Raw genomic sequence first — 26226 nt, 5'->3', positions numbered from 1 at the left:
TGGATACCGGGGCGAATGGCCCCGGTTTTTTATTTTGCTACTGACTAATAATAAGCACTCAAACAGGTTTGAAATCGACGAGATTATTTTTTATCAGATAATTCTGTATTTTAATCAAAAGTGGCTATTCTTTTATTTAAGGGATTATCGTTCTCATTAAGAGTGCTCATGGAGGGCGCCAGCCGCATTACCGATATCCCCGTATTTATCCAGCACCGGACCACGGCCGTTAAGGCCATCCGTCAGTGACGCCTTCGGCACACTGAAATGACAAATATGGAGATACAGGTATGTCATCAAGTAATCAATCGGCTAACGCCTCCGCTGAAGCTATCAGCGTATTGGCCCTGCAGGGCGCTTATAAACCCGATAGCGATCCGTTGCTGAATGTGATTCATCCCTCAAAAAGCTTTGAGAATGCCGGGCTGGAACTGATCCGCGGCGACCGGAGCTGGCACGACAAAGGCGTGACTGACACCGCGGTTAACCTGAGTTACAGCTTTTGGGAACAGGCACCGGGCAATATGTCGAGCATGGCGATTAGTGGGTTCAGCAGCTTTAATCAGCAGCAGCGCGAGCAGGCGAAACTCTCACTGCAATCCTGGTCAGATGTTGCCAATCTCACCTTTACCGAAACCAGCGATACCCAAAGCGCCAATATTAAATTTGGCCTGTTCGATGTTAGCTCGCGTGGTTCTTATGCTTTCGCTTATAACCCGGATACTTCTGCCTCGGTGGCGGGGCAGACCTGGTATAACGCCAAAAGTAATGTGTTCGCCAATAACCTGATTAACGAAAACGAATATGGCCGTCAGACGTTAACCCATGAAATTGGTCATGCGCTGGGGTTGCAGCACCCTGGGGATTACAATGCCGCCCCGGGGGTAAGTATCACTTACAACAAGGACGCGACCTACTTTGAGGACAGTCGCGCCCACAGCGTGATGAGCTATTTCAGCGAAAACAGCACGGGCCAGGATTTTCAGGGCGCTTACTCTTCCGCTCCCTTGTTAAATGACATTACGGCCATCCAGCATTTCTATGGCGCCAACATGACCACCCGCAGCGGGGATACGACCTACGGTTTTAACTCCAACACCGATCGCGATTTCCTCACCGCCACCGGCGCTCAGGACAAAATCGTGTTTAGCGCCTGGGATGCCGGTGGCACCGATACCTTCGATTTCTCCGGCTTTAGCCAAAATCAGCGTATTAACCTCAACGAGCAATCTTTCTCCGACGTGGGGGGGCTGAAGGGCAACGTTTCTATTGCTGCCGGCGTGACTATCGAAAACGCGTTTGGCGGTGCCGGAAACGATGTGCTGATCGGTAACCACACCAATAACATTTTGCTGGGCGGCGCCGGGGACGACATATTGTACGGTGGCGGCGAGTCGGATCATCTGTTTGGGAATGGGGGCAAAGACACCTTCGTTTATTTCGCTGCCAACGAGTCACGCGCTGATGCGCCGGACTGGATCGTCGATTTTGTCAGTGGTGAGGATAAAATTGATCTGTCGCTGTTTAACACCGGCAGCAATAATGGCATCGAATTTGTCAGTCAGTTCAGCGGCAAGGCGGGTGAGGCAATGCTGAGCTACGACGCGCAGGCGCACGTCAGCGATTTAGCCATCAATCTGGGCGGTGGGTTTGACGCTAGCGATTTTCTGGTGAAAGTGGTGGGTCAGCCGCTGGAAACCAGTGATTTCGTGCTGGCCTGAGGCCAGATAGCAATAAAAATTCGGTATTTTGAGGAAAACCCGACAATTCCTATTAATTCCGTCATGTTAGCCTGACATAATTACGTACAGAAGGCCGGGCTTGCATACCTCGGGCTTCTGCTGAATCGCCAACCTTTTAGGTTGGCGATTCATTTTCCATCTTTCAGCATGTTGATCGCGGCACCAATCAGGATCCGGCGTTCAATATCGTGACAATCGGCCAGTTGCTGTGCCAGGTGTTTCGCCAACGTTTCTACTGATAAAACCTCGCCACGATGGCGTAACTGCATCACGCTGTCGCCGATCAAGCGAGCCACTTCATCCCACACGGGTTTTATCTCCTGCTCCGAGAACATCATCGTTTACCTCGGCTGGGTGATTTTTGGTCAATGTAACAGTTGAGCCTGGGGTTCGCCACCGTACCGATCGCACAATGTTAAATCAGGAAGCATAAAAAATAAGCCATCAGTATTTCTTCTGGTTTTTTCACCCAATACTGACAGTGTCGATACTGTGGAGGGTGAATGATGAAACTGATTGAACAACTGGCTGTGTACCACCGCCGGAGCCAGCCGGCAGAAGTGCCACATTGGCTGTTTCGCCTGTGGTTGCCGCAAGGGGAGGCGCGGATTGCCTATTTGCGCGAGCTGTTGGAGCCGGAAAGCAAACAACCCGCGGCACGGGAACGTGGATAAGGTGGTGTGAGCCAGTGTCCGGCCGCACTGGCATTACTCGAGAATATCGTCTATCTCTTCGAGTACCTGATGACCCAGCTCGGTGGTGATCATCAATATACCGCAGACCAAAATCACCAGCGCCAGCAGCAGTAAGGCGATCTGTACCCCGTTGCCGTTTCGTTTTGCCATCTGTTTTGCTCCCTGCCATTAGCCAAAGACTATCGCCGCCCAGCGCAATAACAGCAGAGCGAGACAGATCAGCAACAGTATCAAAAACATCTTCCAGTGCTTGGTACGCATGCGTTTGGTTGCCAATGTGGCCTCCTGTTTTGCCGATCAGCTGAAATACCAGACGGCGATAATAAAGATAGCAATTACCACTACTGCCAGCACCTTTAACAATGCGCTGAAAGTGTCATCGGAATTTTGGTCGTCATGCTTCATTTTGCCACCTGGTCGATAGCCATGGAGTGAATTGCGTCCACAGTATGCCTGTTGTCCAGGTGCAGGCACAGGGATTTACCGTAAATAGCCTGTAAAGCTGTGGGATTAGAAGATTGAGGGTGAATTCGGCAGGTGCAGGCAGCGGGGAATACGTTGTACTATTCTGTCTGCACAATGATTCATTCAATAAAGGTATGGCAATGGCGAACGAAATTCCGAAGAAATACGAAAACACCGAACGTTGGGCGTTTGGCAACACCGAGCAACAGGCCGATGAGGTAGTCAAACTGATCCTCAACGGTACCAAGACGGCCACCTGCGCCAATCTTGACGGTGAAGGCATCCCGCTGGCCGGTGATGTATTTGTGGTGGTTGATGGTAAAGGCGAGCCGGTGTGTGCGGTAGAGCTGACGTCGGTTGAAATGAAAACCTACGATCAGGTTGATGAGGCCCATGCTTTTGCCGAAGGTGAGGGTGACCGTTCCCTGGCCTACTGGCGTAAAGAGCTGCAAAGCTTCTTTGAAGAATATGAGCTGTTCTCACCGGATATGACGCTGGTACTGATGAATTTCAAAGTGGCAGAGACTTTCTGATTTGACCTCCTCTGTCCCTTACGTCTGTCAATGGGCGACGCCCGAACTGGCCGCTGCGCTGATTGCCGGTCGAGCGACGCTGGCGGACGATGTCAACTGGGCGCTCAGTGGCGCACGCGATCGGGCGGAATATATCGAGTGGGCCAATCACGTCTGTGGCATGGCCTGCCTGAAAATGGTGCTGACCCATCGCGATGGGGATGCGCCGTCGCTGCTGGAACTGGCTCGCCGCAGTCTGCCGTACGGCGCTTACGTGCGGGAAGGTGAGCGTATCAAGGGGCTGATCTACGCGCCATTTGTCGACTATGTGCGTGAGCAATTTGCCCTGGAGGCCGAGGTGCGGGTCGGTGTTGAGGTAGCAACGTTGCCACAGTTACTGGCGCAACGGCGTTATTTTATCGCCTCGGTACATCCCGGCATTCGCCGGCCCGAGCAAACGCCACCGCAGCGGGGCGGCCATCTGGTGCTGGTTACCGCGGTTGAGGGGGACGGTGTGACTTTTCACAATCCTTCCGGTGACAGCCCGGCTACGCGCCAACAGGTAACTTTGCCGCTGAGCAGCTTTGGTCGATTCTTCGCCGGCCGTGGTATTGCTATCACATAAAAAAACGCGCCGTGCTCCTGAGGGGACACCGCGCGTTCTTCAGTTTGTCGTCGTTCATTCCAATCGCATCACCCAGGCATCGCTTTGCCGATCGTAATGTTGTTTATACAGCAGCGATTGCTTGCCATCGAGTATCGCCGGGATGCTGGTGTGCTCATCCCAACCGTCTAACTGCATGCACAGATCGGGATCCGACTTGCAAGGGATCGCCAGCGTACTGGCCTGCTCGGGCGAGGAGGACAAATGCGCATCGTCGACCTCGAAACTGCCTATTTTTACCACGTTTTTGCCCATTGGAACTCCTTGTTTGATCTGCTGGTATGAGGTGTGACCAGTTGAGGCCGTCTTCATCAGCATAGTCAAATGAGCAAAAAATGCCACATAAAAAATACAGGCTGGCAACATTAACGATCCGTGGCTACCGGCCGGGCTTAATACTCCACCACAAAACTGATGTTGTCCTGATAGGTACCTACCGGTACTTCGGTTTGCGCAGCGTTGATTTGCGCCAGGTAAGGAATGCTTTGTGCTAACCCGGTACCAGACCCGGCTTGCTTGTTGGTGCTGTTCCACACCGTGGTGCTGTTGGGCAGGTAAATTTGGTACTGCATATAGTTACTGGTGCCGCTTTTCATGCGTCGCCAGCCGGTCACCGGGTTATTGCCGTCGGTAAAGTAGGTGTTGTAACCCTCGGTTTTGGTGCAGGTGAGGGTGATGCTCTGGTTCACCGGGTTAAACTGCCCGACCAGCGCCATGCTGCCAAAGTTGACGTTTTGCGCGGTGCCAAACAGGCAGTCTTTGGTGAGCGTCAGGCTAATTGTCACGGTACTGGGTTTATTGGTGCCATCCCACCAGATGCACAGCCCAATCAAGCCCAGGCCGCAAATATGGTAGTTCCATACCAGATTGACGGTATCGGTATAGGTACCGGAGCGGACGTTAGCCCCGGCGGTGGTCTTGATATACAGCGGAAAGTTGACGTTTGGGGAGATAAGGATCAGCGTCAACAGGTTCAATGAACTGTAATCGATGGTTTGGCCGACGCTATAGGGATATTGGTAATTCGCATCGGGGTAAATCAGATAGGGAATGGTATCGCCGGAACCGTCGGTATTAGCCAGCGCCATATTGTGCGTGGTGGAGTTAATCTTCACCGTCACGGTATTTTGCGTCAGCAATGACAGGCCAAGGCCGCTGCAGTTGAGTCCGGCAGTGCCCTGCGCGCTGAGCGAGCCATTATAAACCGCGAAAGTACTGCTGCCTGGCAAGGTGACGCTGCCGTTGGCGGTGGTGCAGTCGGCCAGCGCTTGTCGGCCGATGAGCAGCAGCAGCGCCAGTAATAACGCTTTGGAACCACTAATCATATTCTTCTCCATCATGAATTACTGGCAAACAATGGGCCCGATGCTTTGGATCCCCTGGGTTTTGGTCAGGCTAAACTGCGCCTGACAGGGGGCGCTGCCGTCGGCCGGAATGACGCTCAGGCGGTTTTGCTGTTGCACCGGATCCACATAGACCATGCCATCCCAGCCGACATAGCTTTGCTGGTTGGTACCTATAACCGCGACTTCGCTGCCGTTGGCCAGCGGTTTCCCTTGTGTGTCGACCAGTTTTATGTCGGCGGCGGAGATTTGCTGGACAGGAAAATCGACCAGGAAACCGCTGTGATCGCGGACAGCCACGGTTTTCTCCACGCTGGGAACCGCCACGTCTGCCGGCAGATTGAGCGGATCGATCTGGAATTTGGCGTGGTAATAGGAGGTGACGGTCGGCACCAGCAAATAGCCTTTGGCGTTGGTCACGCCAATTAACTGATTTTCATAGCGTACCGGAATGTCCGGGTAGCCGTCGGTAGAGATCAGAGCAAAAGCATCGTTGATGGTGTTGGTGGCGTACAGATCGCCTTGCATCGCCACCAGTGAACCGCTCACTTCGCCCCAGCGGGTGTAATCATCGCTGTTGCCGTACATCCCCCCGCGGGCTTCGAGCAGGCGGGTGCGCCAGGTGATGTCGGCCTGGGTATAGCTTTCGCTGCTTTGTCCATCGGCATAGGCCAGGTTCCAGCCCAAACCGCCATCGGTCGGCGCGGCGCGGCTGTAGCTGACGCGTTGGTTCCAGCGGTTTTCATTGTCACGTGAGGCGCTGACGCTGGCGGTACCCCAACTGTCGAAGGGGATAGACAGTTGCAGCTGGGCGCTGTAGCCGCTGCTGCCGATTTCGCGGTTCACTGACGCATACAGGCTGGTATTGCGCCACAGTGAAATGCTGTAAGAGAAGTTAACCAGGCGAGTACGCAGGCCAATGGCATCGCGTACATCGAAATAGCCGGCACCGATGCTACCGAATCGGTTCAGACCAATACTGCCGGTCAGTTGATCGGTACGGCGGCTCAGGCGATAGTCGCTTTTATACACCGAAATATCGCCAAAACCCGCACTGCGCAGGATGCGCTGGGCATTCAGGCTGTAATAGCGATTGCTGTAGGTGTAGCCGATGCTGCTCTGATCGCCATGGTTGGTGCTGTATTGATAGACCGGCTGCGTGTCGGGCTGAGGGATGGGTTGACCGGTCAGCGGATCGTAGTAGTTGCGCTGCTGCGAAGGTTGATAATCGTTAAAGGCATTGTCGCCGGCCTGACTGTAGCTGTAAGAGGCATTAAATACCCCCCACTGACCAACCCGAATATTGGCCCCTGCGCCGCCCACTGCCAACTCTGCGGCACCTTCGGCGCGACCTTCCAAAGTTAACCAATCCGTGACGCCGTAACGCCCACTGCCACTGGCCACCCATTGTCCATAATCGGCTGAATTAATACCATAATTGCGCCGTAGCGCTCCGCTGGACAGGCTGAAATCGCTCATGCCGGCCTGCAACAGATTACTGGCGACATAAAATGGCACCACGGTGCTGACTTGTCGGCCCAGCGCATCGGTAGTCACTACCGTGGCCTGCCCGGCGCCGTTAATGTAGGGCACGGTATTGAGGGTGAAAGGGCCAGGGTTAACGCTGGTGCTGCTGTTTTTATAGCTGTTGATATACAGATCGACGCTGCTGGGCAGCGCTGCCTGGCCGGAAAACTGCGGCAGCGGATAGGTAATCAGATCCGGGCGTGAGGCAAAATTACGTGCCAGCTGGACGCCGCCGATACGCACCGAGCTGCTCCAGGTCAGGGCACCGGTGGCGAGGTCGCCGGCGGTATAGCTGAGCAGACGTTCATCATCGTTATAGCGCCACTGGCTGTCGTAGCGGATATAGCGGTTGCCCTGATCACTGGTGTTGGCACCGTTGTTAAAGCTGCCGCGGAAAATGCCGGTGTTGGATACCACGCCAAAGCCGTCGAACATCCGCTGTTCACTCCAGGCGGAAAGGTAGCCTGGCTGGCCGCTAGCGCTGCTTTGACTGGCATAAATATCATAATTGAACAATAGACCGAGGCTGCTTTGTGCCGGCAGCCGATCCAACGGGTTTTGAGCGTTGAATTTCTGATTGGGTAACCAGTCGTTGGGGACGTTGATCATCAACTGCTGGGTGTCGCCGCTGTAGGTGACGTCAACCTTCTCCAATTGGTCGACCGCAATTTCTTTCGCCTGTTTATCCGCGACCGGCAGGCCTGCATCGAGCAATTGTTGCGGCGTGAGGTAATAGTGGCCGCCTCGGTAGTTGACCGGTACCACCTTTCCGGTCTGACGACCATTGACCACCGGCTCCAGATACAAGGTGGTATCCGGCATGCTGATGGCGCTGGGCGGGGGCGGTAAATCATCGGCGCAGGCGTACGGTGGCCACGGCGTGGCCACTGCGCAGAGTACGGCGAAGGCTAACGGCTTCAGCCCGAACCCGTTACGCCTGGGTGAGGGTATCCTGGTTAACGGCACCTGACACTCAGTAAGCAGGCAGGGTTATTGGCCGTTTATTGTCGTTGACCGTGGCCTGCAGTTGACCGCTGCTGAAGCTGCCAGAGGCCGGTACGGCAAAGCGCATCTGCGATCCGGGCAACACGTAACCCATCAGGCCGGCATTGAGCGTCTTCCCTTGCATCGTCACTTTGGATATGCGCGCGTGGACGATGCCCTGGTTGCGTACCTCCAGCCAGCGCTGGCTGCTTTGCTGCAACAGGCGGTAGCTGAGTTGTGGTTGGCTGGCGGTGGCATAATCGCGCGGCTTCTCTGAATCCTGCTTGGTCCAGACACCCTTGCCGCTGACAAACAGCGGTACCGAATAGCGCATCTGGAATTTCAATCCCATTTGTGCACCATCGGGTGCGGATGGGTTGCCAGAATCTTTCACCGGGACTTCATCAATCAGAATACGGTATGCACGCTCCTGGCCGGCAGGCGGCGGGGTTTGCTTAACCAGCCGGATCAGTTGGCGTTTGCCAGGGGCAATAGAGGCAACCGGCGGGCTGGCGATCACTTCGCTCTGGTTGCTGTAATCGTCTTTGCCGGCGGTTTGCTTCCAGCCGAGTACGCGAACTTGCATATAGACGGGTTTTGAGTCGCGGTTTTCCAGCCACAGCGCCGTTGCGGGCTGTTGATCTTCAATTACCGGATCAATGGGCCAAATCAGGATCGAGGCGGCGGCAAGCGCCTGTTGTTGGCCGACAATCAGCAGCGCTGCCGTCAATGGCAGTCGGAAGGGTATACGCATGGCTAAATCCTTATTTCAAAATACTAATAAGTGACCGTCAGTAAGACCGTATCGCTGTAAGTGCCACTGGTGGGCAGGGTACTGGTCGAGAACAAACGGGCATAAACTTTTATTTCCTGGGTGCTACCGGTGGCAGCAACGATCTCAGTGCTGCCGCCGTTGGTGCCATCGCCCCAAATGGTGGAATAGTTACTGTCCTGATAGAGTTGATAAATCAGGGTTTCTGGGGTCAGGGTGTTTTTTAGTTTGCGTCCGGCGGAGAGGGAGCCGGTGACGTTGTTGCCGATGCCAAGCGCCAGCGTGACGCTCAGGCCTGGATTACAGCGAAACAGTACGGAACCGGCTCCGGAGCTGGAAACGATGCTGATATTGCTGGCTAACGAAGAGACCTGACCAAAGCTGAGGTTGCCAAAAGTGGTGACGTCGCTGCTGCCGCTACCCAGGATGCAGCCTTTTACCACCGTCGCATTGACGGTCATTGCCTGGGTCTTTTGCTGATCGTTGACGCCGGTGTCGCCCAGTACTGGCGGCGTTATCATCCAGAGCAGTAAACCACCGCTTAAAATACGCATTGCCGTTACCAATTGATGGTGACCTGCACGGTATCGGTGTAGCTGCCGATCTGCGGGGTGGATTGCACCGGGATCATGCCATACACCGGTAACCAGTTATCCTGACCGTTGGCGGTTTGCGACACCCCGGTCAGGTTATCCCAGATGATGCTGTGCGAACTGTTGGTATACAGGTTGTAGTTCACCTGCTGGCCGGCGGCACTTTTCAGATAGCGGGCAGCGGTGTTGCCGCTTTGCCCACCGTTAAGCAGGACATTGTAGCTGGTGCCATTGTTGCACTTGACGCGAATGGCCCCGGCGTTTTGCTGGCCGGCTACGCTGACACTGGTCGTGAGAAAATAGACCGTACCGAAGTCCAGTGAACCAAAGCTGACATTGCCACCTGAACTGCTGCCGGCTTCGCATGCCTTCAACAAGGTGGCGCTGACGCCAATGGTGGCGGTTTTGCTATCGGCATTCGCCGCCAGGCTTAACGCCAGCAATCCACAGCCCAAAACAACCTGCCGCACTGTTACCAGGTTACCGTCATGGTCACCGTATCGTTGTAAGTATCAGGATCGGGCGTGGTGGCAGCCGCCGGGACACGTCCATAGACAATCAATGGGACCGCTGCGCCGGTACCGCTACCGGTCAGGGCATTGGAACCTATGCCCCAGGCGGTAGCGCGGGTCTGATCCTGGTAGAGGTTGTACTTGATCAAGGCACCTGCCGTACTGGCCATTTGGCGCTGGTTACCGGCGCCTACGTGCAGACCGTTGTCTAACGCCACGGTGTAGGCGGTACCTGTGGTACAGGTCAGCGACAAAGTCCCTGCACCGCCGGAACCGGTTGCGCTGGCGTCGATAATGTTGGACAGGGAAGAATAGGTACCGAAGCTAATGGCACCAAAGTCGTTGGCGCTCCCCGCGCTGTTCCCGCCGCCGACCACGCAACCCGCGCCGATGGTTAAGGTTACCCCGAGGTTACCCTGAATAGTGCCTGCTGCATTGGCTGCGCCGCTTGCGCACAGCAAGGTGGCTGCCGAGGTCAGTGCCATCAGAATTTTTTTCATGTCTTTTTCCTTGCCGTGTTAAAGGTGAGCCCCAAAAGACGCCATCCAGAAAAGGATAAACGCATTAATTTATTTACAGTTTAATTAATAGAATAAGAAGTCGGAAATGTCTTGGTGAAAGGCTGAAAATTTTCTTTATTTTTAAGGAAGTCGTTATCTTCTCAATGGAAAGGACGAGAATATCCGGAGCGTAAAATGATCAGAATAATAATATGCTTCTGTCGGAATATTATTAGCGGTATTAACTGGCCGGAGTTTTCCGGCCAGTTACAGGGGGTTACTGATGGAAATCCAACACGCCGTCACGAACCAGTTCGCGCGGCAGGTTGTTTTTGATCCGGCTGCCGATGCGTTTGGCGATGCCCAGCGGTTGTTGCTGGTAGGTAACAATACATTCATCGGTCTGCGGCGGCGGCTCCGGGTACAGATCCCGGCCGTGGAACCACTCTTGCGCCAGCGTGGCATCCAGTTCAAAACGCTGTTTGCCATCGGCAACCGCCAGTGCGATAACCGCTTCATGCTGCCAGCGGTAACCTTTGGTGAAACGCTCGGCCAGTTTCAGCCCGATACGCGAGAAGCGTATTTTATTAACCAGCGTTTCCAGCTCGGCTGGGAACAGCCAGATTTCTTTATCGCGAGCCCACAGACGGCTGGTTTCATCCCAGGTCAGGCCGGAGGCCGCTGCGGCCTGAGCGATCTCGGCCGAATCCTTGCCCGATAGCGGAGTGAACGGGAATTTGCCCAATTTGTAGCTTGGCTTTGCCAACGCGGTGACGGAGTGGTGCTTACGCAACCTTGCCACAAAGAAGCCTTCGCTGTCGTAAATTTGCGGGAACACGTGCAGGAAACCTTCGGCGGTTAACGCCCGCTCTGCGCCAGGGAACAGTTCACCCAGCGGTTCAATGCTGACCGCATCGCCGTAGGTCGCCAGCAGTCCGTTGACGATCTGCTGGTTTTCCTGCGCGTTGAGCGTGCAGGTGGAGTAGACCAGTACGCCGCCTGGGGCCAGAGCATGGAAGGCACTGTCGATCAGTTCACGCTGGGTGTCGGCGATGGCGGCGACGCTGGCCGGTGACCAGTTGCTCATGGCGTCCGGATCTTTACGCACCACGCCTTCACCGGAACAGGGCGCATCCAGCAAAATGGCGTCGAAGCTCTCCGGCAACGCCGCACCGAACACCCGGCCGTCAAAGTGGGTCAGGGCCACATTCTTCACGCCGCAGCGGCTGATATTGGCATGCAACACCTTGACCCGACTGGCAGAGTATTCATTGGCGACAATCCCACCCCGGTTGTTCATCAACGCCGCAATCTGGGTGGTTTTGGAACCCGGTGCCGCGGCGACGTCCAGCACCCGGCGTGGCGCTTCGGCCCCGGCGAACAGCGCACTGACCGGTAGCATTGAGCTGGCTTCCTGAATGTAAAACAGGCCGCTCAGGTGTTCTGCCGCGCTGCCCAGCCGCAGTTCTTCGTCCTTGCGTTCGATCCAAAAGCCTTCCGCACACCAGGGGATGGGTTCCAGCTGCCAGTCATAGTCCTGCACCAGCGTTTGAAAATCAGCAACGCTGATCTTCAGGGTATTAACCCGCAGGCTGCGGCGCAGTGGGCGTTGGCAGGCGGCAATGAAATCGTCCATCGACAGGTCGGCGGGCATGATGGCGCGCGTCGCGTCAAGAAAGGCGGGCGGCAAAAAAACGCAGGCAGGTTTGGCCACGGGGTGAGCTCTCTGGCAGCAATCAAAATAAATAAGGGCAGGAGTTTACCATAAACCGAAAAAAGTAGGGGCCCGGCATTGCCGAGCCCCTGAGAGGGTGAGGAATTTACTCTTTAGGGATGGCGGTACCCCATTCACGCCAGTCTTTTGGCTCTTCTGCATTCAGCATAAAGTGTTTGTGCGGCGTCGCTTTCGGTGCCAGCGGAATACTCGGCGGAGTAGCGAAGGCGATGCCGCCGCGAATAAACTGCTGGAAGGTTCCGCTCTTGATCACGCCGCCGGTCAGGCCGAACTGCAGGTTGTAGCCGGAAGCCAACCAGAACACGCTGTTGTTACGCACCAGATACTGGTACTTCTTGCTGATACGCAGCGCGACGTGGATGCGATCGGACATGGCGCCCAGATAGAAGCCTGTGACGGTTCCCACTTCCACACCGCGGAACAGCACCGGGGTGCCAATCTGCAGCGAGCCGGTTTCGGCGGCGTCGAGGATCACGCTCAGGCCGTCCTGGTAGCGCGAGTCGGTAATAGTGGCTTCTTGCAGTTCAAAGCTGCGCAGCTCGCGCCCACGGCCCGGTTCCACATTAATGTAGGGCTGCAGCAGGGTGTCGAGGTTGCTGACCCCGGCGGCGGAAATCTCCGGCGATACGATAGAGAATCGGCTGCCAAGACGGGCGAAGGTCTGCACGTATTCCGGGTACAGCACCGCCTTGACCAACACTTCATTACGCTCTGGCGCCAATTTTAGCGAATCTACCTGGCCGATATCGATACCGAGATAACGCAGTGGCATGCCTGGCGACAGCTTGCTGGCGTCGTAGGTTTTCAGGATTATCTGGCTGCCCACCGCGCGGGCGGCGGTTTCCGTGGCGTACAGCATGCGTTTGGCGCCTTTGCTCAGCGTCACGCCCTGCAAATTATCGAAGCTGATGGCCCCCTTCAGCGCCCGGTTGAGCGGTGAAGCCTGCACCGTCAGGCCGCTGCCGTTCAATTGCACCTTGGCCCCGCCTTCGGCCCAGAAAATGCTTTCGTTGGTCAGCAGCTTGCGGTATTCCGGGCTGATATAAACATCAACTTCAAACTCGTTGGCCTTGGGACGCACGTTAACAATCTCGCCCACCTGGAATTTACGGTACAGCACCACCGATCCGGCCTGCACGTCCGGCAGGCTGACGGCGGTCAGCGTCAGGGTTGGCGCAGGGCTGTTGCCGATAATACCGGCCTCGGCCTTTTCACTATTGCCATACAGCGGATACTGCCCGACAGGTTCGCCCTTGCTGCCGGGAATGATACGCACGCCGCCGTCCAGCCACTCTTGCGCGCTGGCCCCCAGCACTTCCATGCCGTCCAGGCCCAGTTTGACGTCGACGCGGCTGTTGACCACGAACTTGCTGTCTTTGTGCAGCAGGCGGCGATATTGGGCATCGATGGCGGCAGTAAATACCACGCCGTTGTCCGTCAGGGCACGACTCATTACCTGACCGACCTTAACGCCGTGCACCACCAGTGGCTGGCCAACGTCGATTCCGTAGCTTTGCGGTGCGTTCAGCGTTACGGTCAGTACGCCCGGTTGTTGCAGCAGGGTTTCGCTGCTGTCCAGCACGTTGAAATGCTGCTGTGGTTCACCCTCGCCCGGTACCAGTTCCAGCGTATTGCCGGTCAGCAACTGGCTGAGTTTGGCGTCGTTAAGGCTCAGGCGCGGGCTGCGCATGACAATCCGCGTGCCGCTGCGCATTAAATCCACCACCGACGGGTCGATGGTCAGTTCACCGGTGACCTTACTGTCCTGTTGCAGTGTCAGCTTGGTCAGGGTGCCCACCTGTAATCCCTGATAAATCAGCGGCGTGCGGTTTTCACTCAGGTTATTGCCGCTCGGCAGATCCAGGGTGATGTTCACGCCGCGCTGGCTGTGTGCCAGATCCGGATACAGGGTATAGCTTTGATCGGCCTTGGCCTGCTGACCGTCAGGCGGCGAGTCAAAGGCAATGGCGCCGTTGACCAGAGCAGCCAGGCTTTCCATCTGCACCGAGGCTCCCGCCAGGCTGAAATCACCCTTGAAGCCCGAGACGTTCCAAAAACGGCTGCTGCCCTTCACCAGATTGGCAAAACGGCGGTCGATCAGTACGTCGATAGTGACGCCCTTATTGCCTTCGGCGATGGTGTAGTCATATACCTTACCGACGGGGATCTTGCGGTAGTACACCAGTGAACCGGTGTTGAGCGAGCCGAGATCGTCAGCGTGCAAATGAATCATCAGCTCACCGGTGTTGAGTCGGTATTTGGGCTGGGTATCAAGCGCGGTGAAGTGAGTCTTTGGCTGCCCGCTGCCCGGCATCATGCCGATATAGTTGCCACCCACCAGGGCATCCAGGCCAGACACGCCCGCCAGCGAGGCTTTGGGCGTTACCAGCCAAAACTGGGTGCCGTCGCGCAAGGAGTCTTCCAGGTCGCTTTTGATGCTGACTTCGACCACGATGCTGTGCAAATCCTTGCTCAGGCTGATGCTCTGTACGGTGCCCACTTCTACACCCTGATAACGTACCGGAGTACGCCCGGCGACAATGCCCGCCGCGGACTGGAAATCAATGGTCACTGTGGTACCGCGTTCCTGGAAATTGTTATAGACCAGCCACCCCGCGATCAGCAGGGCAATAAACGGCAGTAACCAGAATGGCGAAATACGGCGCTTGTTTTTGACCCGCGCTTCAGTCGGTGTATTCGGCGTTTCCTGTTGCATGTGCATCCCAAATCAATCGGCTATCCAGCCACTCTACGGCAAGAATAGTTAAAATAACCGCAGACCCAAAATAAAAGGCTGCCGGCCCCATAGTAAAAGATAACAATTGGTCGCGATTCACCAGCGACATCATTAACGAAATAACAAACAGATCGAGCATCGACCAACGGCCGATCCAGGTGACCAGGCGCAGCAGGCGAATACGCGTTCTCAGGCTGTGCGAGGTCTTGAAATGAATGCTCAACAGCAAGGTGATCAGCACAATGACCTTGGTAAAGGGCACCAGTACGCTGGCAATGAACACGATGGCGGCGATCGGCACATTGCCGGAAGTTGCCAACGAGACCACTCCGGAGAAGATGGTGTCCTCCATTCGCGCGCCATTGGCGTAGATGATGGAAATCGGCATCAGGTTGGCCGGGATCAGTAAAATTATCGCCGCAATCAGCGCCGCCCAGGTTTTTTGCAGGCTGTAGGGCTGCCGATGGCACATAGGAATGTGGCATCGTGGACAACGCCCACGTTGGTCTGGATAGCCGGTGAAATGGCAGGACAGGCAGATATGCAGTGCCGTTGGCAGGCCTTTCGGTTGTTCCTGCGGATAATAGCGTTCCCACAGCTGTTCCAGATTGACGTGGATCAGCGTCAGGATGCTGAGCAGGGTGAGCGCCAGGTAAGCGATCAGCGCACTGCCGGCCTGAATATCGGCGTATTCTTTCACTTTGATTGTCGCCACCGCCATGCCGATCAGGTAGATATCGAGCATCACCCACTCTTTCAAACGATCGAGCATCAGCAGCACCGGGCGCAGATTCATGCCCAGTGCGTGGCCGAAACGCAGGTACAGCAGCGACAACGCCAGCGTGAGCGGGGCGCCAATAGTGCAAAACGCCACCATACTGGCAGTGAGAGGATCCCCCTGGTGGCTCATCTGCCAGATGCCTTCCAGCAGGCTGGCGTCAATGCGCACCCCCAGCAGGCGGATGCTGATCAGCGGCTGGCTGAAAGCAAAGGGCATCAACAGCAGCATGGTGACCGCCATGGCGGTCAGTCGGGTCATCGACCAGTCACGGCCACTGACCACCTTGGCATCGCAGCGCGGGCAGTAGGCCGCCTGTTTGCCGCTCAATGGCGGCAACACAAACAGCAGGTCGCATTCGCAACAGCGTTGGTGGCGTGTTTTGGATAGCGGGCCGGTGATCGCGTGTATTTTCATCATGACAAAAAACTGCCCCAGAGCTCGCCGTATCGATTAGCGTAGCTGAAAAATAAATCTGTCCGTGCCTTATAGGGCCAAGCACCGGGCGGCAAAACAGGGTTTCTGAGCGGCAAACATACCTTGCCCGGTAGGGTTTTGTGAAGCAACAGATGATTAACCTTGTGGCTATACGCATTTAATGCTTATTTTATAGGGCTTAAGACTTGGGCTAGTGGCCTTCTTCACTGTACTAATGGTTAACACATGACAAAAGAACAATTCTACGCGGAATTAAAACGTGATTTGTGCGCGCTGCTCGACGGGGAAACCAACTTTATCGCCGCGTTATCCAACGCCAGTGCGCTGATCAATGAGCGTCTTGATGACGTTAACTGGGCCGGATTTTACCTGATGGACGGCGCTCAACTGGTGCTGGGTCCATTCCAGGGGAAAATCGCCTGTGTGCGCATTCCGGTTGGAAAAGGTGTGTGTGGCAGTGCGGTGGCGGAAAATCGCGTGCAGCGCGTTGGCGACGTCCATGAGTTCCCGGGTCATATCGCCTGTGACGCGGCCAGTAATGCAGAAATTGTGCTGCCGCTCAGGGTTGGCGGTCAGATTATCGGCGTTCTCGATATCGACAGCACAGTTTATCAACGTTTCGACGAACAGGACGAAAGGGGCCTGGAAGCAGTGGTGGCGGGGCTTTGCGCGCAGCTGGAGCAGTGTGATAGTGCGAAATATGTCACTGTAACGGCAAGTTGATCTACGGTTAACGTGGCATTTACCGATGGCGTCATTATAATGACGCCTGTTCATGCCTGCGCTGGTTGGCAAACCCGTTGTAATCAGGAAATTTCATGGAAAATCAACCTAAGTTGAACTCTAGTAAAGAAGTCATTGCTTTTCTTGCCGAGCGTTTTCCGCTCTGCTTTAGCGCCGAGGGCGAAGCTCGCCCGTTGAAAATCGGTATTTTTCAGGATCTGGTCGAGCGTGTTCAGGGGGAAGAGAACCTAAGCAAAACGCAATTGCGTTCTGCACTGCGCCTGTACACCTCAAGCTGGCGTTACCTGTACGGCGTCAAAGTTGGCGCACAGCGCGTTGATTTGGACGGCAACCCGTGCGGTGAGCTGGAACAGCAGCATGTCGATCATGCCCGTCAACAGCTTGAAGAAGCAAAAGCGCGAGTTCAGGCACAGCGTGCCGAGCAAAACGCCAAAAAACGTGAAGCTGCCGGTGAATCAGCCGCTGCGGAGCCTCGTCGTCCACGTCCAGCCGGTAAAAAACCTGCTGCACGTCGCGAAGGCGGAGCCGCACCGGAGAACCGCAAGCCGCGCCCACAAACTCGCCCACAGCCCGCTCGCCAACCTCGTGAAGTCAAAGAGGAAAGCCAGCAGCGTCGTGTGCCAGTCACGGATATCTCTAAACTGCAAATTGGCCAGGAAATCAAAGTCAGAGCAGGCCAGAGTGCGATGGATGCAACCGTACTTGAAATCGCCAAAGATGGCGTACGTGTGCAGCTCTCTTCCGGTCTGGCGATGATTGTGCGCGCAGAACACTTGCAGTTCTGATACGGAGGCCAACCAAGGCATGAACAAATTTGTCAGATTAACAGCAGTCGCGGGTCTGTTGTGGGCGGGTGTCAGTTACGGAGCGGAACCAGCCAACATCCGCATCGATCAACTGCCTCAGCTGCAGCAGGAACCGCAACATGCAACGGTGAGTGAGCGCGTAACTTCGCGCTTCACTCGCTCTCATTACCGTCAGTTTACCCTCGACGCGGACTTTTCAGGCAAGATCTTCGATCGTTACCTGAATATGCTGGACTACAGCCATAACGTGCTGCTGGCCTCCGACGTGGCGCAATTCGCCAGCAAGCGTAATCAGCTGGGCGAAGAGCTGAAAAGCGGTAAGCTGGATACGCCATACGCGTTGTACAATCTGGCGCAGAAACGCCGTTTTGAGCGTTACACCTATGCATTGTCGCTGCTGGAAAAGCCAATGAGCTTCACCGGCAACGACACTATCGATCTCGACCGCAGCAAAGCGCCGTGGCCGAAAGACAAGGCCGAACTGGACAGCCTGTGGAATGCGAAAGTCAAATATGACGAGCTGAACCTCAAGCTGACCGGTAAGACCGACAAGGAAATTCGTGAAACGCTGACCAAGCGCTATCAGTTTGCTATCAAGCGCCTGACGCAAAGCAACAGCGAAGACGTTTTCCAACTGGTGATGAATGCCTTTGCGCATGAAATCGACCCGCACACCAACTATCTTTCCCCACGCAATACCGAACAGTTCAATACCGAGATGAGCCTGTCCCTGGAAGGTATCGGTGCGGTGTTGCAGATGGATGACGATTACACCCTGATCAACTCCATGGTGCCAGGTGGCCCGGCGGCAAAAAGCAAGGCGATCACCGTGGGTGACCGTATTGTCGGCGTTGGCCAGGCGGGCAAGCCTGTGGTCGATGTGATCGGCTGGCGTCTGGACGACGTGGTTTCCCTGATTAAAGGGCCGAAGGGCAGTAAGGTGCGCCTGGAAATCCTGCCGGCCGGCAAGGGCACCAAAACCCGAGTGGTCACCTTGACCCGTGAGCGTATCCGTCTGGAAGACCGCGCGGTGAAAATGACCATCAAGACCGTCGGCAAAGAGAAAGTCGCGGTGATGGATATCCCGGGCTTCTACGTGGGCCTGACCGATGATGTGAAAGTTCAGTTGCAGAAGATGGCCAAGCAGAACGTTAAGAGCCTGATCATCGACCTGCGCACTAACGGCGGCGGCGCACTGACCGAAGCGGTATCGCTGTCCGGCTTGTTCATTCCGAGCGGCCCGGTAGTGCAGGTGCGTGACAACAACGGTAAGGTGCGTGAAGACGCGGATACCGACGGCGTGACCTATTACAAGGGGCCGCTGGTGGTACTGGTTGACCGTTTCAGCGCCTCGGCTTCCGAGATCTTTGCCGCGGCAATGCAGGACTACGGTCGCGCGCTGATCGTCGGTGAACCGACCTTCGGTAAAGGTACCGTACAACAGTATCGCTCGCTGAACCGCATTTACGATCAGATGTTGCGTCCGGAGTGGCCAGCGTTGGGTTCGGTGCAATACACCATTCAGAAGTTCTACCGCGTTAACGGCGGCAGTACCCAACGCAAGGGCGTTACCCCGGATATCCTGATGCCGAGCGGCGTCGATCCGGCGGAAACCGGTGAAGCGTTTGAAGATAACGCCATGCCGTGGGACAGTATCAATGCGGCGACCTACACCAAAACCGGTGATATGAAGCCGTTTGAGCCTGAACTGCTGAAGGATCATGAGCAGCGTATTGCCAAGGATCCTGAGTTCCAGTACATCGCGCAGGATATCACTCATTACAAGGCGCTGAAGGACAAGCGTAACATCGTCTCACTCAACCTGGTTCAGCGCGAGAAAGAGAACCACGATGATGACGCTACCCGTCTGCAACGTGTTAATGATCGCCTGCAGCGCGCCGGTAAAAAGCCGCTGAAGGCCCTGGAAGATTTGCCGAAGGATTACCAGGAACCTGACCCATATCTGGATGAAACCGTGCACATCGCACTGGATCTGGCGCACCTTGATCAGGCGCAGCCGGCGGCGGCGAAATAACGCAGCCGAGTATCAGTAAATGAAAAACGCACCTTCGGGTGCGTTTTTTAATGGGCGCGCCTGAGGGCGCGGGTTGGCAGTCAACATACTGTGAGGTCATGATGAGCGATTTAACCCGCCCGATGGGGATACTGTTGCGGCTGGAAGCACTGCTGGCCCTGATGCTGTCGGTAGTGGTCTATCACAGCCAGCACTATGGCTGGGGGCTTTTCGCTGCCTGCTTCCTGTTACCCGATATCTCTTTCCTGGCCTATGCGTTGGGTAAAAAGGCCGGGGCCATAGGCTATAACATTGCCCATTCATACATAGGACCGGCGCTGTGTGGCCTTGCCTTTTTGGGGTTCCAGCAAGCAGGCTGGCTGATGGCAGCGTTGATTTGGTGCGCTCATATCGGTTTTGATCGCACGCTGGGTTACGGGCTGAAATATGCCGAAGGGTTTGCCTATACTCACCTTGGGCGTTTGAATAACCCACGGCGCTGATTTTGCATCAAAAAAGCCACCGTTTTGCGCAACAATCGTTTACAATTTGAAAAGTATTGCTTGAACGCCGTTTTTGTAAAGTTTCGTATTTTTAGTAGGTTAATGGCGTGCCACTCTTGAAACTGTGACGAATGCCCATACCATCTAGGGTATCCGAGGCAGCGTTTTGTTAACATTTATGAGGAAGTAAACATTTTATGATGCGTATAGCTCTGTTCCTGCTCACCAACCTGGCGGTGATGTTGGTTTTCGGGCTGGTGCTCAGCCTGACAGGAATCCAATCCAGTAGCGTTCAGGGTCTGATGATTATGGCCGGTCTGTTCGGCTTCGGCGGCTCGTTTGTCTCACTGCTGATGTCCAAATGGATGGCGCTGCGCTCCGTCGGCGGGGAAGTGATTGAACAGCCGCGTAACGAGACCGAAAACTGGCTGCTGGAAACGGTACGCCGACAGTCGCAGCAGGCAGGCATTGCCATGCCGCAGGTGGCTATTTATCACGCGCCGGACATTAACGCCTTCGCCACCGGTGCGCGCCGTAATGCGTCACTGGTCGCCGTCAGCACCGGCCTGCTGCAAAGCATGAGCCGTGATGAAGCGGAAGCGGTTATTGCCCACGAAATCAGCCACGTTGCCAATGGCGATATGGTCACCATGACGTTGATTCAGGGCATCGTGAACACCTTCGTGATCTTTATCTCACGTCTGATCGCACAGGCCGCCGCCGGCTTCCTGGGCAACCGTGACGGCGAAGGGGAAGGCAACGGCAACCCGATGATCTATTTCGGCGTGTCGATGGTTCTGGAGCTGGTCTTCGGCATCCTGGCCAGCATTATCACCATGTGGTTCTCGCGTCATCGTGAGTTCTATGCCGATGCAGGCTCTGCCAAACTGGTGGGCCGCGAGAAGATGATCGCCGCATTGCAACGGCTGAAAACCAGCTATGAGCCGCAGGAAGCGGGCAACATGATGGCGTTCTGCATCAACGGCAAGTCCAAGTCGTTCAGCGAACTGTTCATGTCGCACCCGCCGCTTGATAAACGTATCGAGGCGCTGCGTTCAGGTCAGTATCTGAAGTAACCCTGAGAACGTTAAAAACCCCGGTTTACCGGGGTTTTTTTATGTCCGCTATTTGGCTTGCTGACTGCTTGGCTCCGCCTGCGCTCGCGGTTGGGTAATGCGCAGGCTGCTGACCGCTGCCGCCAATGTAGCGAAGGTACCGGCCAGAATCAACGAGGCATGAGTGCCGGAGGTGGGGAACAGGTTGAACATTAACGCCACCAGCGCGGCTCCCGAGGTCTGTCCCAACAGCCGGGCGGTGCCCAGCATACCACTGGCACCCCCGCTGCGGTTGCGCGGGGCGGCGGATATAATGGTGTGGTTATTCGGTGACTGAAACAGCCCAAAACCGGCACCGCACAGCACCATGCGCCAGATGATATCCAGGTCTGATGGGTTTTGCGGCAGCAGCGCCAACAAAAACAGGCCCAGTGCAAACACCGCCAGACCGATACAGCCTAACAACCCGGCATGAATGCGCTCAACCAGGCGTCCTGCAAGCGGAGCCATGACGATAATCGCCAAAGGCCATGGCGTCAGCAGCAATCCGGTGGCAACCTCGTCGCGGCCCAACGTGCTTTGCAGGAAGAACGGCAACGAGACCATAGCCAACATCTGGGCGGCGAATGAACAAATCGAAGTGCCCATCGACAGCGCGAAAATCGGAATGCGCAGCAAGTCCACCGGCAGCAGTGGGAACGCCTGACGCAGTTGGCGACGAACAAAGAAGTAGCCAATCACCAGCAGCGCGGCGATTTCGCTGAATATCAGCGTCAGGCTTTGGCCCTGAGCAAAGCCGCTGATGGCGGTGATCAGCAGCCCGAAGGTCAGGGCATTCATCACCGCACTGGTCGGATCAAAGCGCTGGTTAGTACTTTTTTGGCTATTGCCGGGCAGGTATTTCATCCCCAGCAGCAACGCGACGATACCAATCGGCAGGTTAATCGCGAACAGCCATTGCCAGGAGGCCACCGACAGGATCGCCGCCGCCACCGTAGGCCCGGCTGCCGAGGAAAAGGCGACAATCAGTGAATTGATACCCATACCGCGGCCGAGAAACCGCTGCGGATAGATAATGCGTATTAACGCCGTGTTGACGCTCATGATAGCGGCGGCACCAAAGCCCTGCAGCACGCGGGCAATGGTCAGCGTCGTCAGCGAGTCGGACAGGGCGCAGAACAGCGAGGTAATGCTAAACACCAACAGACCGGCCTGATAGATGCGACGATAGCCAATCAGGTCACCGAGCGAGGCCAGCGACAGTAGCGAAATGGTGATCGCCAACTGGTAGGCGTTAACCACCCAGATGGAACTGGCCGGGCTGGCATTCAGATCGCGCGCGATGGTCGGTAGCGCCACGTTGGCAATCGCGCCATCCAGCACCGAAACGGTGATGCCCAGGGCAATGGCGAGGATGGCCCCATAGCGTTGTGGGACGGGGAGGCCGTCAGTACAAGAACGCATGTTGATCTCGAAGGTATTAATTCGGGGGAGTATTACCATGCTAATCATATTCGTCTGCGATTGCATCCACAGATTCCCGCTCAATTGTAATAACCGATGAGGGCTGAGCGCTCAATTCTTTCCTTCTCAGGCATTTATCCCCAGGGCAGATTGCGTGCTTTCCGGGGTACCGCGTATACTGAAACCCGTGTTCAAATTTCTTAAAACAGAAAATGCCGGGTAGGATATTGACTATGGTTAACGCAGACTCAGATAAACAACCGGATGCGGTTTCATCCGTGCTGAAGGTATTTGGTATCTTGCAGGCGCTGGGCGAAGAACGTGAGATTGGCATAACCGAGCTTTCCCAGCGGGTGATGATGTCCAAGAGCACCGTCTACCGTTTTCTGCAAACCATGAAGTCATTGGGCTATGTTTCGCAGGAGGGCGAGTCGGAAAAATACGCACTCACTCTGAAGCTGTTTGAACTGGGAGCCAAGTCGCTGCAAAGTGTCGATCTGATCCGCAGCGCGGATATCCAAATGCGCGAACTGTCGAGCCACACCCGCGAAGCTATTCACCTCGGGGCGCTGGATGAGGACAGTATTGTCTATATCCATAAAATCGACGCCATGTATAACCTGCGTATGTATTCGCGTATTGGCCGTCGCAACCCGCTGCACAGCACGGCGATCGGTAAAGTGCTGTTGGCCTGGCGTGACCGGGCTGAAGTGGCGCAAATCCTGTCAAAAATTGAGTTTACCCGCAGCACCCCAAACACCCTGACCGATGCCTCGGCCTTGATGTCGCTGCTGGATCAGGTGCGTGAGCAGGGGGTTGGTGAAGACATAGAAGAGCAGGAAGAAGGGTTGCGCTGCATTGCGGTGCCGGTGTTTGACCGCTTTGGCGTGGTAACCGCCGGCCTTAGCATCTCGTTCCCGTCCATTCGTTACTCGGAAGATGCCAAAGCCGATTACATCAAACGTCTGCATACCGCCGCTCGCAATATTTCCGAGCAAATGGGCTATCACGACTACCCATTCTGATCCCGTGGGTTCGAATAATTCATGGCGTTGCCAGTTATGGGCAGCGCTTTTTTTATTTTGAATTTAGCGTTTTTTTCAGACGTAAAAAAACCGGGGCCTGCTTCAGCCCCGGTTTTTTAATGCCGACGAAATTTACTGGTGAGCCAGTTCCACTTCGTCTTCGCTGTCCATAATGGACTTGTCAGTCTGTTTCATCAGCTGGCTGGTGACGGTACCGGCGGTCATGGAACCGCTAACGTTCAGCGCAGTACGGCCCATGTCGATCAGCGGTTCAACCGAAATCAGCAGGGCAACCAACGTGACCGGCAGGCCCAGTGCCGGCAGCACAATCAGCGCGGCGAAGGTTGCGCCGCCACCGACACCGGCAACGCCGGCGGAGCTGATGGTAACGATACCCACCAGTGTGGCGATCCACACTGGATCCAGTGGGTTGATGCCGACGGTAGGGGCAACCATCACCGCCAGCATGGCCGGGTAGAGACCGGCACAACCGTTCTGGCCGATAGTCGCGCCGAACGACGCCGAGAAGCTGGCGATGGATTCAGGTATGCCCAGACGACGGGTTTGTGCTTCCACATTCAGCGGAATGCTGGCGGCGCTGGAGCGGCTGGTGAAGGCAAAGGTGATCACCGGCCAAACTTTGCGGAAGAACTTCGCCGGATTAACGCCGGTGAAGGCCAGCAGCACCGCGTGCACGCCAAACATGATGGCCAGACCGAGGTAAGAGGCCACCACGAAGCTGCCGAGTTTGACAATATCGTGGATGTTGGAACCGGCCACCACTTTGGTCATTAACGCCAGGACGCCGTACGGGGTCAGTTTCATGACCAGACGCACCAGCTTCATCACCCAGGCTTGCAGGGTGTCGATAGCGACCAGTACGCGTTGGCCTTTCTCTTTATCGTCTTTCAGCAACTGTAGCGAAGCCACACCCAGGAAGGCGGCGAAGATCACCACGCTAATGATCGAGGTAGGGCTGGCGCCGGTCAGATCGGCAAACGGGTTTTTCGGCACGAACGACAGCACCAGTTGCGGTACGGTCAGGTCAGCGACCTTACCGACGTAGTTGCTCTGAATAGCCGCCATGCGCGCGCTTTCCTGCGTGCCCTGCACCAAGCCTTCTGCGGTCAGACCGAACAGGTTGGTTACCAGCACACCCACCAGTGCGGCAATCAGCGTGGTGAACAGCAGGGTGCCAATCGTCAGGAAGCTGATTTTCCCCAAGGAAGAGGCGTTATGCAGCTTGGCGACCGCGCTCAGGATCGAGGCGAACACCAGCGGCATCACAATCATTTGCAGCAGTTGCACATAGCCGTTGCCGACAATGTTGAACCAGCTGATGGATTCTTTCAGTACCGGGTTATCGGAGCCGTAAACCAGTTGCAGTGCCAGACCGAACACCACGCCCATAGCCAGACCGACCAATACCTTTTTCGCCAGGCTCCATTGCTTATGGCGGGTTTGCGCCAACAGCAAAAGGAGGGCGACAAAAATCACCACGTTAATAACCAGCGGAAGATTCATCCCCAATGTCTCCAATTATTTTTTTCTTATATAAAAATGGCTATGCACCAAGGCGTAGCGATACTAAATATCGTAACAGTTTGCGTAACGGCTCACTTATATCCAAATGGAATTTGATATAACTTTGTTGGTGATTTTGTTTAATTAATAATCTTTGCGGGTATTAAATGGCCATTTTTTTGTGATCACAGTCTGATATTTTTTATTTGTTCAAAATAGGACTGCACAGGAATGGTGCAACCGCCTTGCCAGTAGATCGCGAAAGCTACCAGACACAGGCACAGGGCGCGCTCAAGTTGGTTGCCTTTCTGAGAATTTAGCAGCGGCAGGCGAAAACGCCAGCGGCAGGGCCAAAGCAAGGGCACGCCAGCGGGGGTGAGCATATCAGCCAACAGGTGGCTGAAGTAACCGATTATCATCGCATGCAGGACATCGGGCGGGATCGGCCAACTGCGAGGTACGTCAAGCTGGAACAGTGCCATGCCGCCGGCGATCGCCAGCAGGCTATGTGTAAACCCGCGATGGCCGAAGGCACGCGAGATTGGAATGGCGATCCAGCGCAGGCGCTGGCCTAACACCGATTTGGGGTGATCGATATCGGGCAACAACGATGTCAGCAGAGCGGCGGGGATAATATGCCACCAGTCGCCGGTAGCAAGCGATGGTGTCACCTCGGCCTTCTTGGCGAAAATCGCGCAAGCGACAGAGAAAATAAGATGTCCTTCCGCGGTCATACTGCAGTTCCGGCTGATAAACTGTTAATTTATCCAGTATATGGGAAAATTCCCAGTAGTGGAAGCAGTTACCCTGTAACCAATTGTTTATTTTATGCGGTTTTACAACGGCTTGTTATGGTCAGTGCTAAAGGAGTATGCGTTTTTAATCTGGCAAGGCTAATGGAGGAAGAAAACTCCGGGCGGCAGGAGCAGGTTGCGTGGCAGTAACAGCCTGTACCGATCGCCCGGCGCTTTCTTATTGCCCTAGCATAAAGAGAGCGGCAGGCTAACTCAATATAAATGAAATAACGTTTTATTTATTTTATGATGCAGCGCGCTTTTTTTGAAATTAAGCGGTGATGGGGCTTAAAGGGTATG

The 26226-nt window shown here is 55.4% G+C and carries 27 protein-coding genes; 11 read left to right on the top strand and 16 right to left on the bottom strand.

The window, feature by feature from the left end; translation table 11 throughout:
- The first annotated feature begins 290 nt into the window (after positions 1–290).
- The gene (locus OCH02_RS07550) at positions 291–1721 is read left to right on the top strand and encodes a serralysin family metalloprotease (RefSeq protein WP_261430622.1); all 1431 of its coding nucleotides are present in this window, start codon (positions 291–293) and stop codon (positions 1719–1721) included.
- A gap of 149 nt (positions 1722–1870) precedes the next feature.
- On the opposite strand, the gene OCH02_RS07545 is transcribed toward OCH02_RS07550, so the two are convergent.
- Positions 1871–2080 (bottom strand): hypothetical protein, encoded by a 210-nt coding sequence (locus OCH02_RS07545; protein ID WP_085116409.1) that lies wholly within the window; start codon positions 2078–2080, stop codon positions 1871–1873.
- Positions 2081–2245: 165 nt separating this feature from the next.
- Here OCH02_RS07545 and OCH02_RS07540 point away from each other — a divergent pair, with 165 nt between their 5' ends.
- Positions 2246–2416, top strand: coding sequence for a hypothetical protein (locus tag OCH02_RS07540; RefSeq protein ID WP_261430826.1), 171 nt, complete (start codon positions 2246–2248; stop codon positions 2414–2416).
- Positions 2417–2449: 33 nt separating this feature from the next.
- Here the strand turns inward: OCH02_RS07540 and OCH02_RS07535 are convergent, their stop codons facing one another.
- Together OCH02_RS07535 and yniD are read right to left on the bottom strand one after the other, a co-directional pair.
- Entirely contained in the window at positions 2450–2587 is a 138-nt protein-coding gene (locus OCH02_RS07535; RefSeq protein ID WP_261430621.1) for a hypothetical protein, read from the bottom strand.
- A gap of 18 nt (positions 2588–2605) precedes the next feature.
- The gene (gene yniD, locus OCH02_RS07530; RefSeq protein ID WP_012144841.1) at positions 2606–2713 is read right to left on the bottom strand and encodes a small membrane protein YniD; all 108 of its coding nucleotides are present in this window, start codon (positions 2711–2713) and stop codon (positions 2606–2608) included.
- Between the two features lie 329 nt (positions 2714–3042).
- On the opposite strand from yniD, the gene OCH02_RS07525 reads away from it, so the two are divergent.
- Both OCH02_RS07525 and OCH02_RS07520 read left to right on the top strand, forming a co-directional pair.
- On the top strand, positions 3043–3435 hold the full coding sequence (locus OCH02_RS07525; RefSeq protein WP_261430620.1) for an ASCH domain-containing protein: 393 nt from the start codon (positions 3043–3045) through the stop codon (positions 3433–3435).
- A gap of 1 nt (position 3436) precedes the next feature.
- Complete coding sequence (locus tag OCH02_RS07520) at positions 3437–4039, top strand: C39 family peptidase (RefSeq protein WP_261430619.1); 603 nt, start codon at positions 3437–3439, stop codon at positions 4037–4039.
- 54 nt (positions 4040–4093) lie between these two features.
- Here OCH02_RS07520 and OCH02_RS07515 read toward each other — a convergent pair whose 3' ends face one another.
- The 3 genes from OCH02_RS07515 to OCH02_RS07505 all read right to left on the bottom strand — a co-directional run bounded on the left by OCH02_RS07515 (position 4094) and on the right by OCH02_RS07505 (position 7770).
- The gene (locus OCH02_RS07515; RefSeq protein WP_261430618.1) at positions 4094–4333 is read right to left on the bottom strand and encodes a YebV family protein; all 240 of its coding nucleotides are present in this window, start codon (positions 4331–4333) and stop codon (positions 4094–4096) included.
- A 137-nt stretch (positions 4334–4470) separates the two neighbouring features.
- Positions 4471–5403 carry a spore coat protein U domain-containing protein gene (locus OCH02_RS07510; protein WP_261430617.1) on the bottom strand — a complete coding sequence of 311 codons (933 nt, stop codon included), beginning with the start codon at positions 5401–5403 and terminating at the stop codon, positions 4471–4473.
- A gap of 18 nt (positions 5404–5421) precedes the next feature.
- Positions 5422–7770, bottom strand: a complete 2349-nt coding sequence (locus tag OCH02_RS07505) for a fimbria/pilus outer membrane usher protein (protein ID WP_261430616.1) — start codon at positions 7768–7770, stop codon at positions 5422–5424.
- Between OCH02_RS07505 and OCH02_RS07500 the strand changes: the two genes are divergently transcribed.
- Positions 7769–7918, top strand: coding sequence for a hypothetical protein (locus OCH02_RS07500; protein WP_261430615.1), 150 nt, complete (start codon positions 7769–7771; stop codon positions 7916–7918). The genes OCH02_RS07505 and OCH02_RS07500 overlap by 2 nt on opposite strands.
- Positions 7919–7921: 3 nt before the next feature.
- Here OCH02_RS07500 and OCH02_RS07495 read toward each other — a convergent pair whose 3' ends face one another.
- From OCH02_RS07495 to yebS, 7 genes are all read right to left on the bottom strand, one after another.
- Positions 7922–8686 (bottom strand): molecular chaperone, encoded by a 765-nt coding sequence (locus tag OCH02_RS07495; RefSeq protein WP_261430614.1) that lies wholly within the window; start codon positions 8684–8686, stop codon positions 7922–7924.
- A 23-nt stretch (positions 8687–8709) separates the two neighbouring features.
- Entirely contained in the window at positions 8710–9258 is a 549-nt protein-coding gene (locus tag OCH02_RS07490; protein ID WP_261430613.1) for a spore coat U domain-containing protein, read from the bottom strand.
- 5 nt (positions 9259–9263) lie between these two features.
- Positions 9264–9767 carry a spore coat U domain-containing protein gene (locus OCH02_RS07485; protein ID WP_261430612.1) on the bottom strand — a complete coding sequence of 168 codons (504 nt, stop codon included), beginning with the start codon at positions 9765–9767 and terminating at the stop codon, positions 9264–9266.
- A 2-nt stretch (positions 9768–9769) separates the two neighbouring features.
- Positions 9770–10309 (bottom strand): spore coat U domain-containing protein, encoded by a 540-nt coding sequence (locus tag OCH02_RS07480; protein ID WP_261430611.1) that lies wholly within the window; start codon positions 10307–10309, stop codon positions 9770–9772.
- Between the two features lie 277 nt (positions 10310–10586).
- The gene (gene rsmF, locus OCH02_RS07475) at positions 10587–12023 is read right to left on the bottom strand and encodes a 16S rRNA (cytosine(1407)-C(5))-methyltransferase RsmF (protein WP_261430610.1); all 1437 of its coding nucleotides are present in this window, start codon (positions 12021–12023) and stop codon (positions 10587–10589) included.
- A 106-nt stretch (positions 12024–12129) separates the two neighbouring features.
- The gene (locus OCH02_RS07470) at positions 12130–14760 is read right to left on the bottom strand and encodes a PqiB family protein (RefSeq protein WP_261430609.1); all 2631 of its coding nucleotides are present in this window, start codon (positions 14758–14760) and stop codon (positions 12130–12132) included.
- A complete protein-coding gene (gene yebS / locus OCH02_RS07465) occupies positions 14729–15976 on the bottom strand; it encodes a membrane integrity lipid transport subunit YebS (RefSeq protein WP_261430818.1) in 1248 nt (415 codons plus the stop codon). The genes OCH02_RS07470 and yebS overlap by 32 nt, the downstream gene beginning before the upstream one ends.
- A gap of 246 nt (positions 15977–16222) precedes the next feature.
- On the opposite strand from yebS, the gene OCH02_RS07460 reads away from it, so the two are divergent.
- The 5 genes from OCH02_RS07460 (at position 16223) to htpX (ending at position 21140) form a co-directional block, all read left to right on the top strand.
- Entirely contained in the window at positions 16223–16720 is a 498-nt protein-coding gene (locus tag OCH02_RS07460) for a GAF domain-containing protein (protein WP_261430608.1), read from the top strand.
- 95 nt (positions 16721–16815) lie between these two features.
- Entirely contained in the window at positions 16816–17526 is a 711-nt protein-coding gene (proQ, locus tag OCH02_RS07455) for an RNA chaperone ProQ (RefSeq protein ID WP_012144854.1), read from the top strand.
- A gap of 19 nt (positions 17527–17545) precedes the next feature.
- On the top strand, positions 17546–19582 hold the full coding sequence (gene prc / locus OCH02_RS07450) for a carboxy terminal-processing peptidase (protein ID WP_261430607.1): 2037 nt from the start codon (positions 17546–17548) through the stop codon (positions 19580–19582).
- Between the two features lie 98 nt (positions 19583–19680).
- A complete protein-coding gene (locus OCH02_RS07445) occupies positions 19681–20064 on the top strand; it encodes a DUF4260 domain-containing protein (RefSeq protein WP_261430606.1) in 384 nt (127 codons plus the stop codon).
- Positions 20065–20261: 197 nt separating this feature from the next.
- Positions 20262–21140 carry a protease HtpX gene (gene htpX, locus OCH02_RS07440; protein ID WP_012144856.1) on the top strand — a complete coding sequence of 293 codons (879 nt, stop codon included), beginning with the start codon at positions 20262–20264 and terminating at the stop codon, positions 21138–21140.
- Positions 21141–21188: 48 nt separating this feature from the next.
- Here htpX and OCH02_RS07435 read toward each other — a convergent pair whose 3' ends face one another.
- Positions 21189–22583, bottom strand: coding sequence for an MFS transporter (locus tag OCH02_RS07435; RefSeq protein WP_261430605.1), 1395 nt, complete (start codon positions 22581–22583; stop codon positions 21189–21191).
- Between the two features lie 233 nt (positions 22584–22816).
- Between OCH02_RS07435 and kdgR the strand changes: the two genes are divergently transcribed.
- Positions 22817–23608 (top strand): DNA-binding transcriptional regulator KdgR, encoded by a 792-nt coding sequence (gene kdgR, locus OCH02_RS07430; protein WP_261430603.1) that lies wholly within the window; start codon positions 22817–22819, stop codon positions 23606–23608.
- Between the two features lie 132 nt (positions 23609–23740).
- Here the strand turns inward: kdgR and OCH02_RS07425 are convergent, their stop codons facing one another.
- Positions 23741–25132, bottom strand: a complete 1392-nt coding sequence (locus OCH02_RS07425) for an L-cystine transporter (protein WP_261122485.1) — start codon at positions 25130–25132, stop codon at positions 23741–23743.
- A gap of 185 nt (positions 25133–25317) precedes the next feature.
- Complete coding sequence (locus tag OCH02_RS07420; protein ID WP_012144860.1) at positions 25318–25866, bottom strand: metal-dependent hydrolase; 549 nt, start codon at positions 25864–25866, stop codon at positions 25318–25320.
- Positions 25867–26226: the final 360 nt, after the last annotated feature.

The sequence above is a fragment of the Serratia quinivorans genome, assembly GCF_946227985.1.
In the GTDB taxonomy this organism is placed as follows: Bacteria; Pseudomonadota; Gammaproteobacteria; order Enterobacterales; family Enterobacteriaceae; genus Serratia; species Serratia quinivorans_A.
Note: the sequence above shows the minus strand (reverse complement) of the source record. Positions and strands in the feature narration are given on the sequence as shown.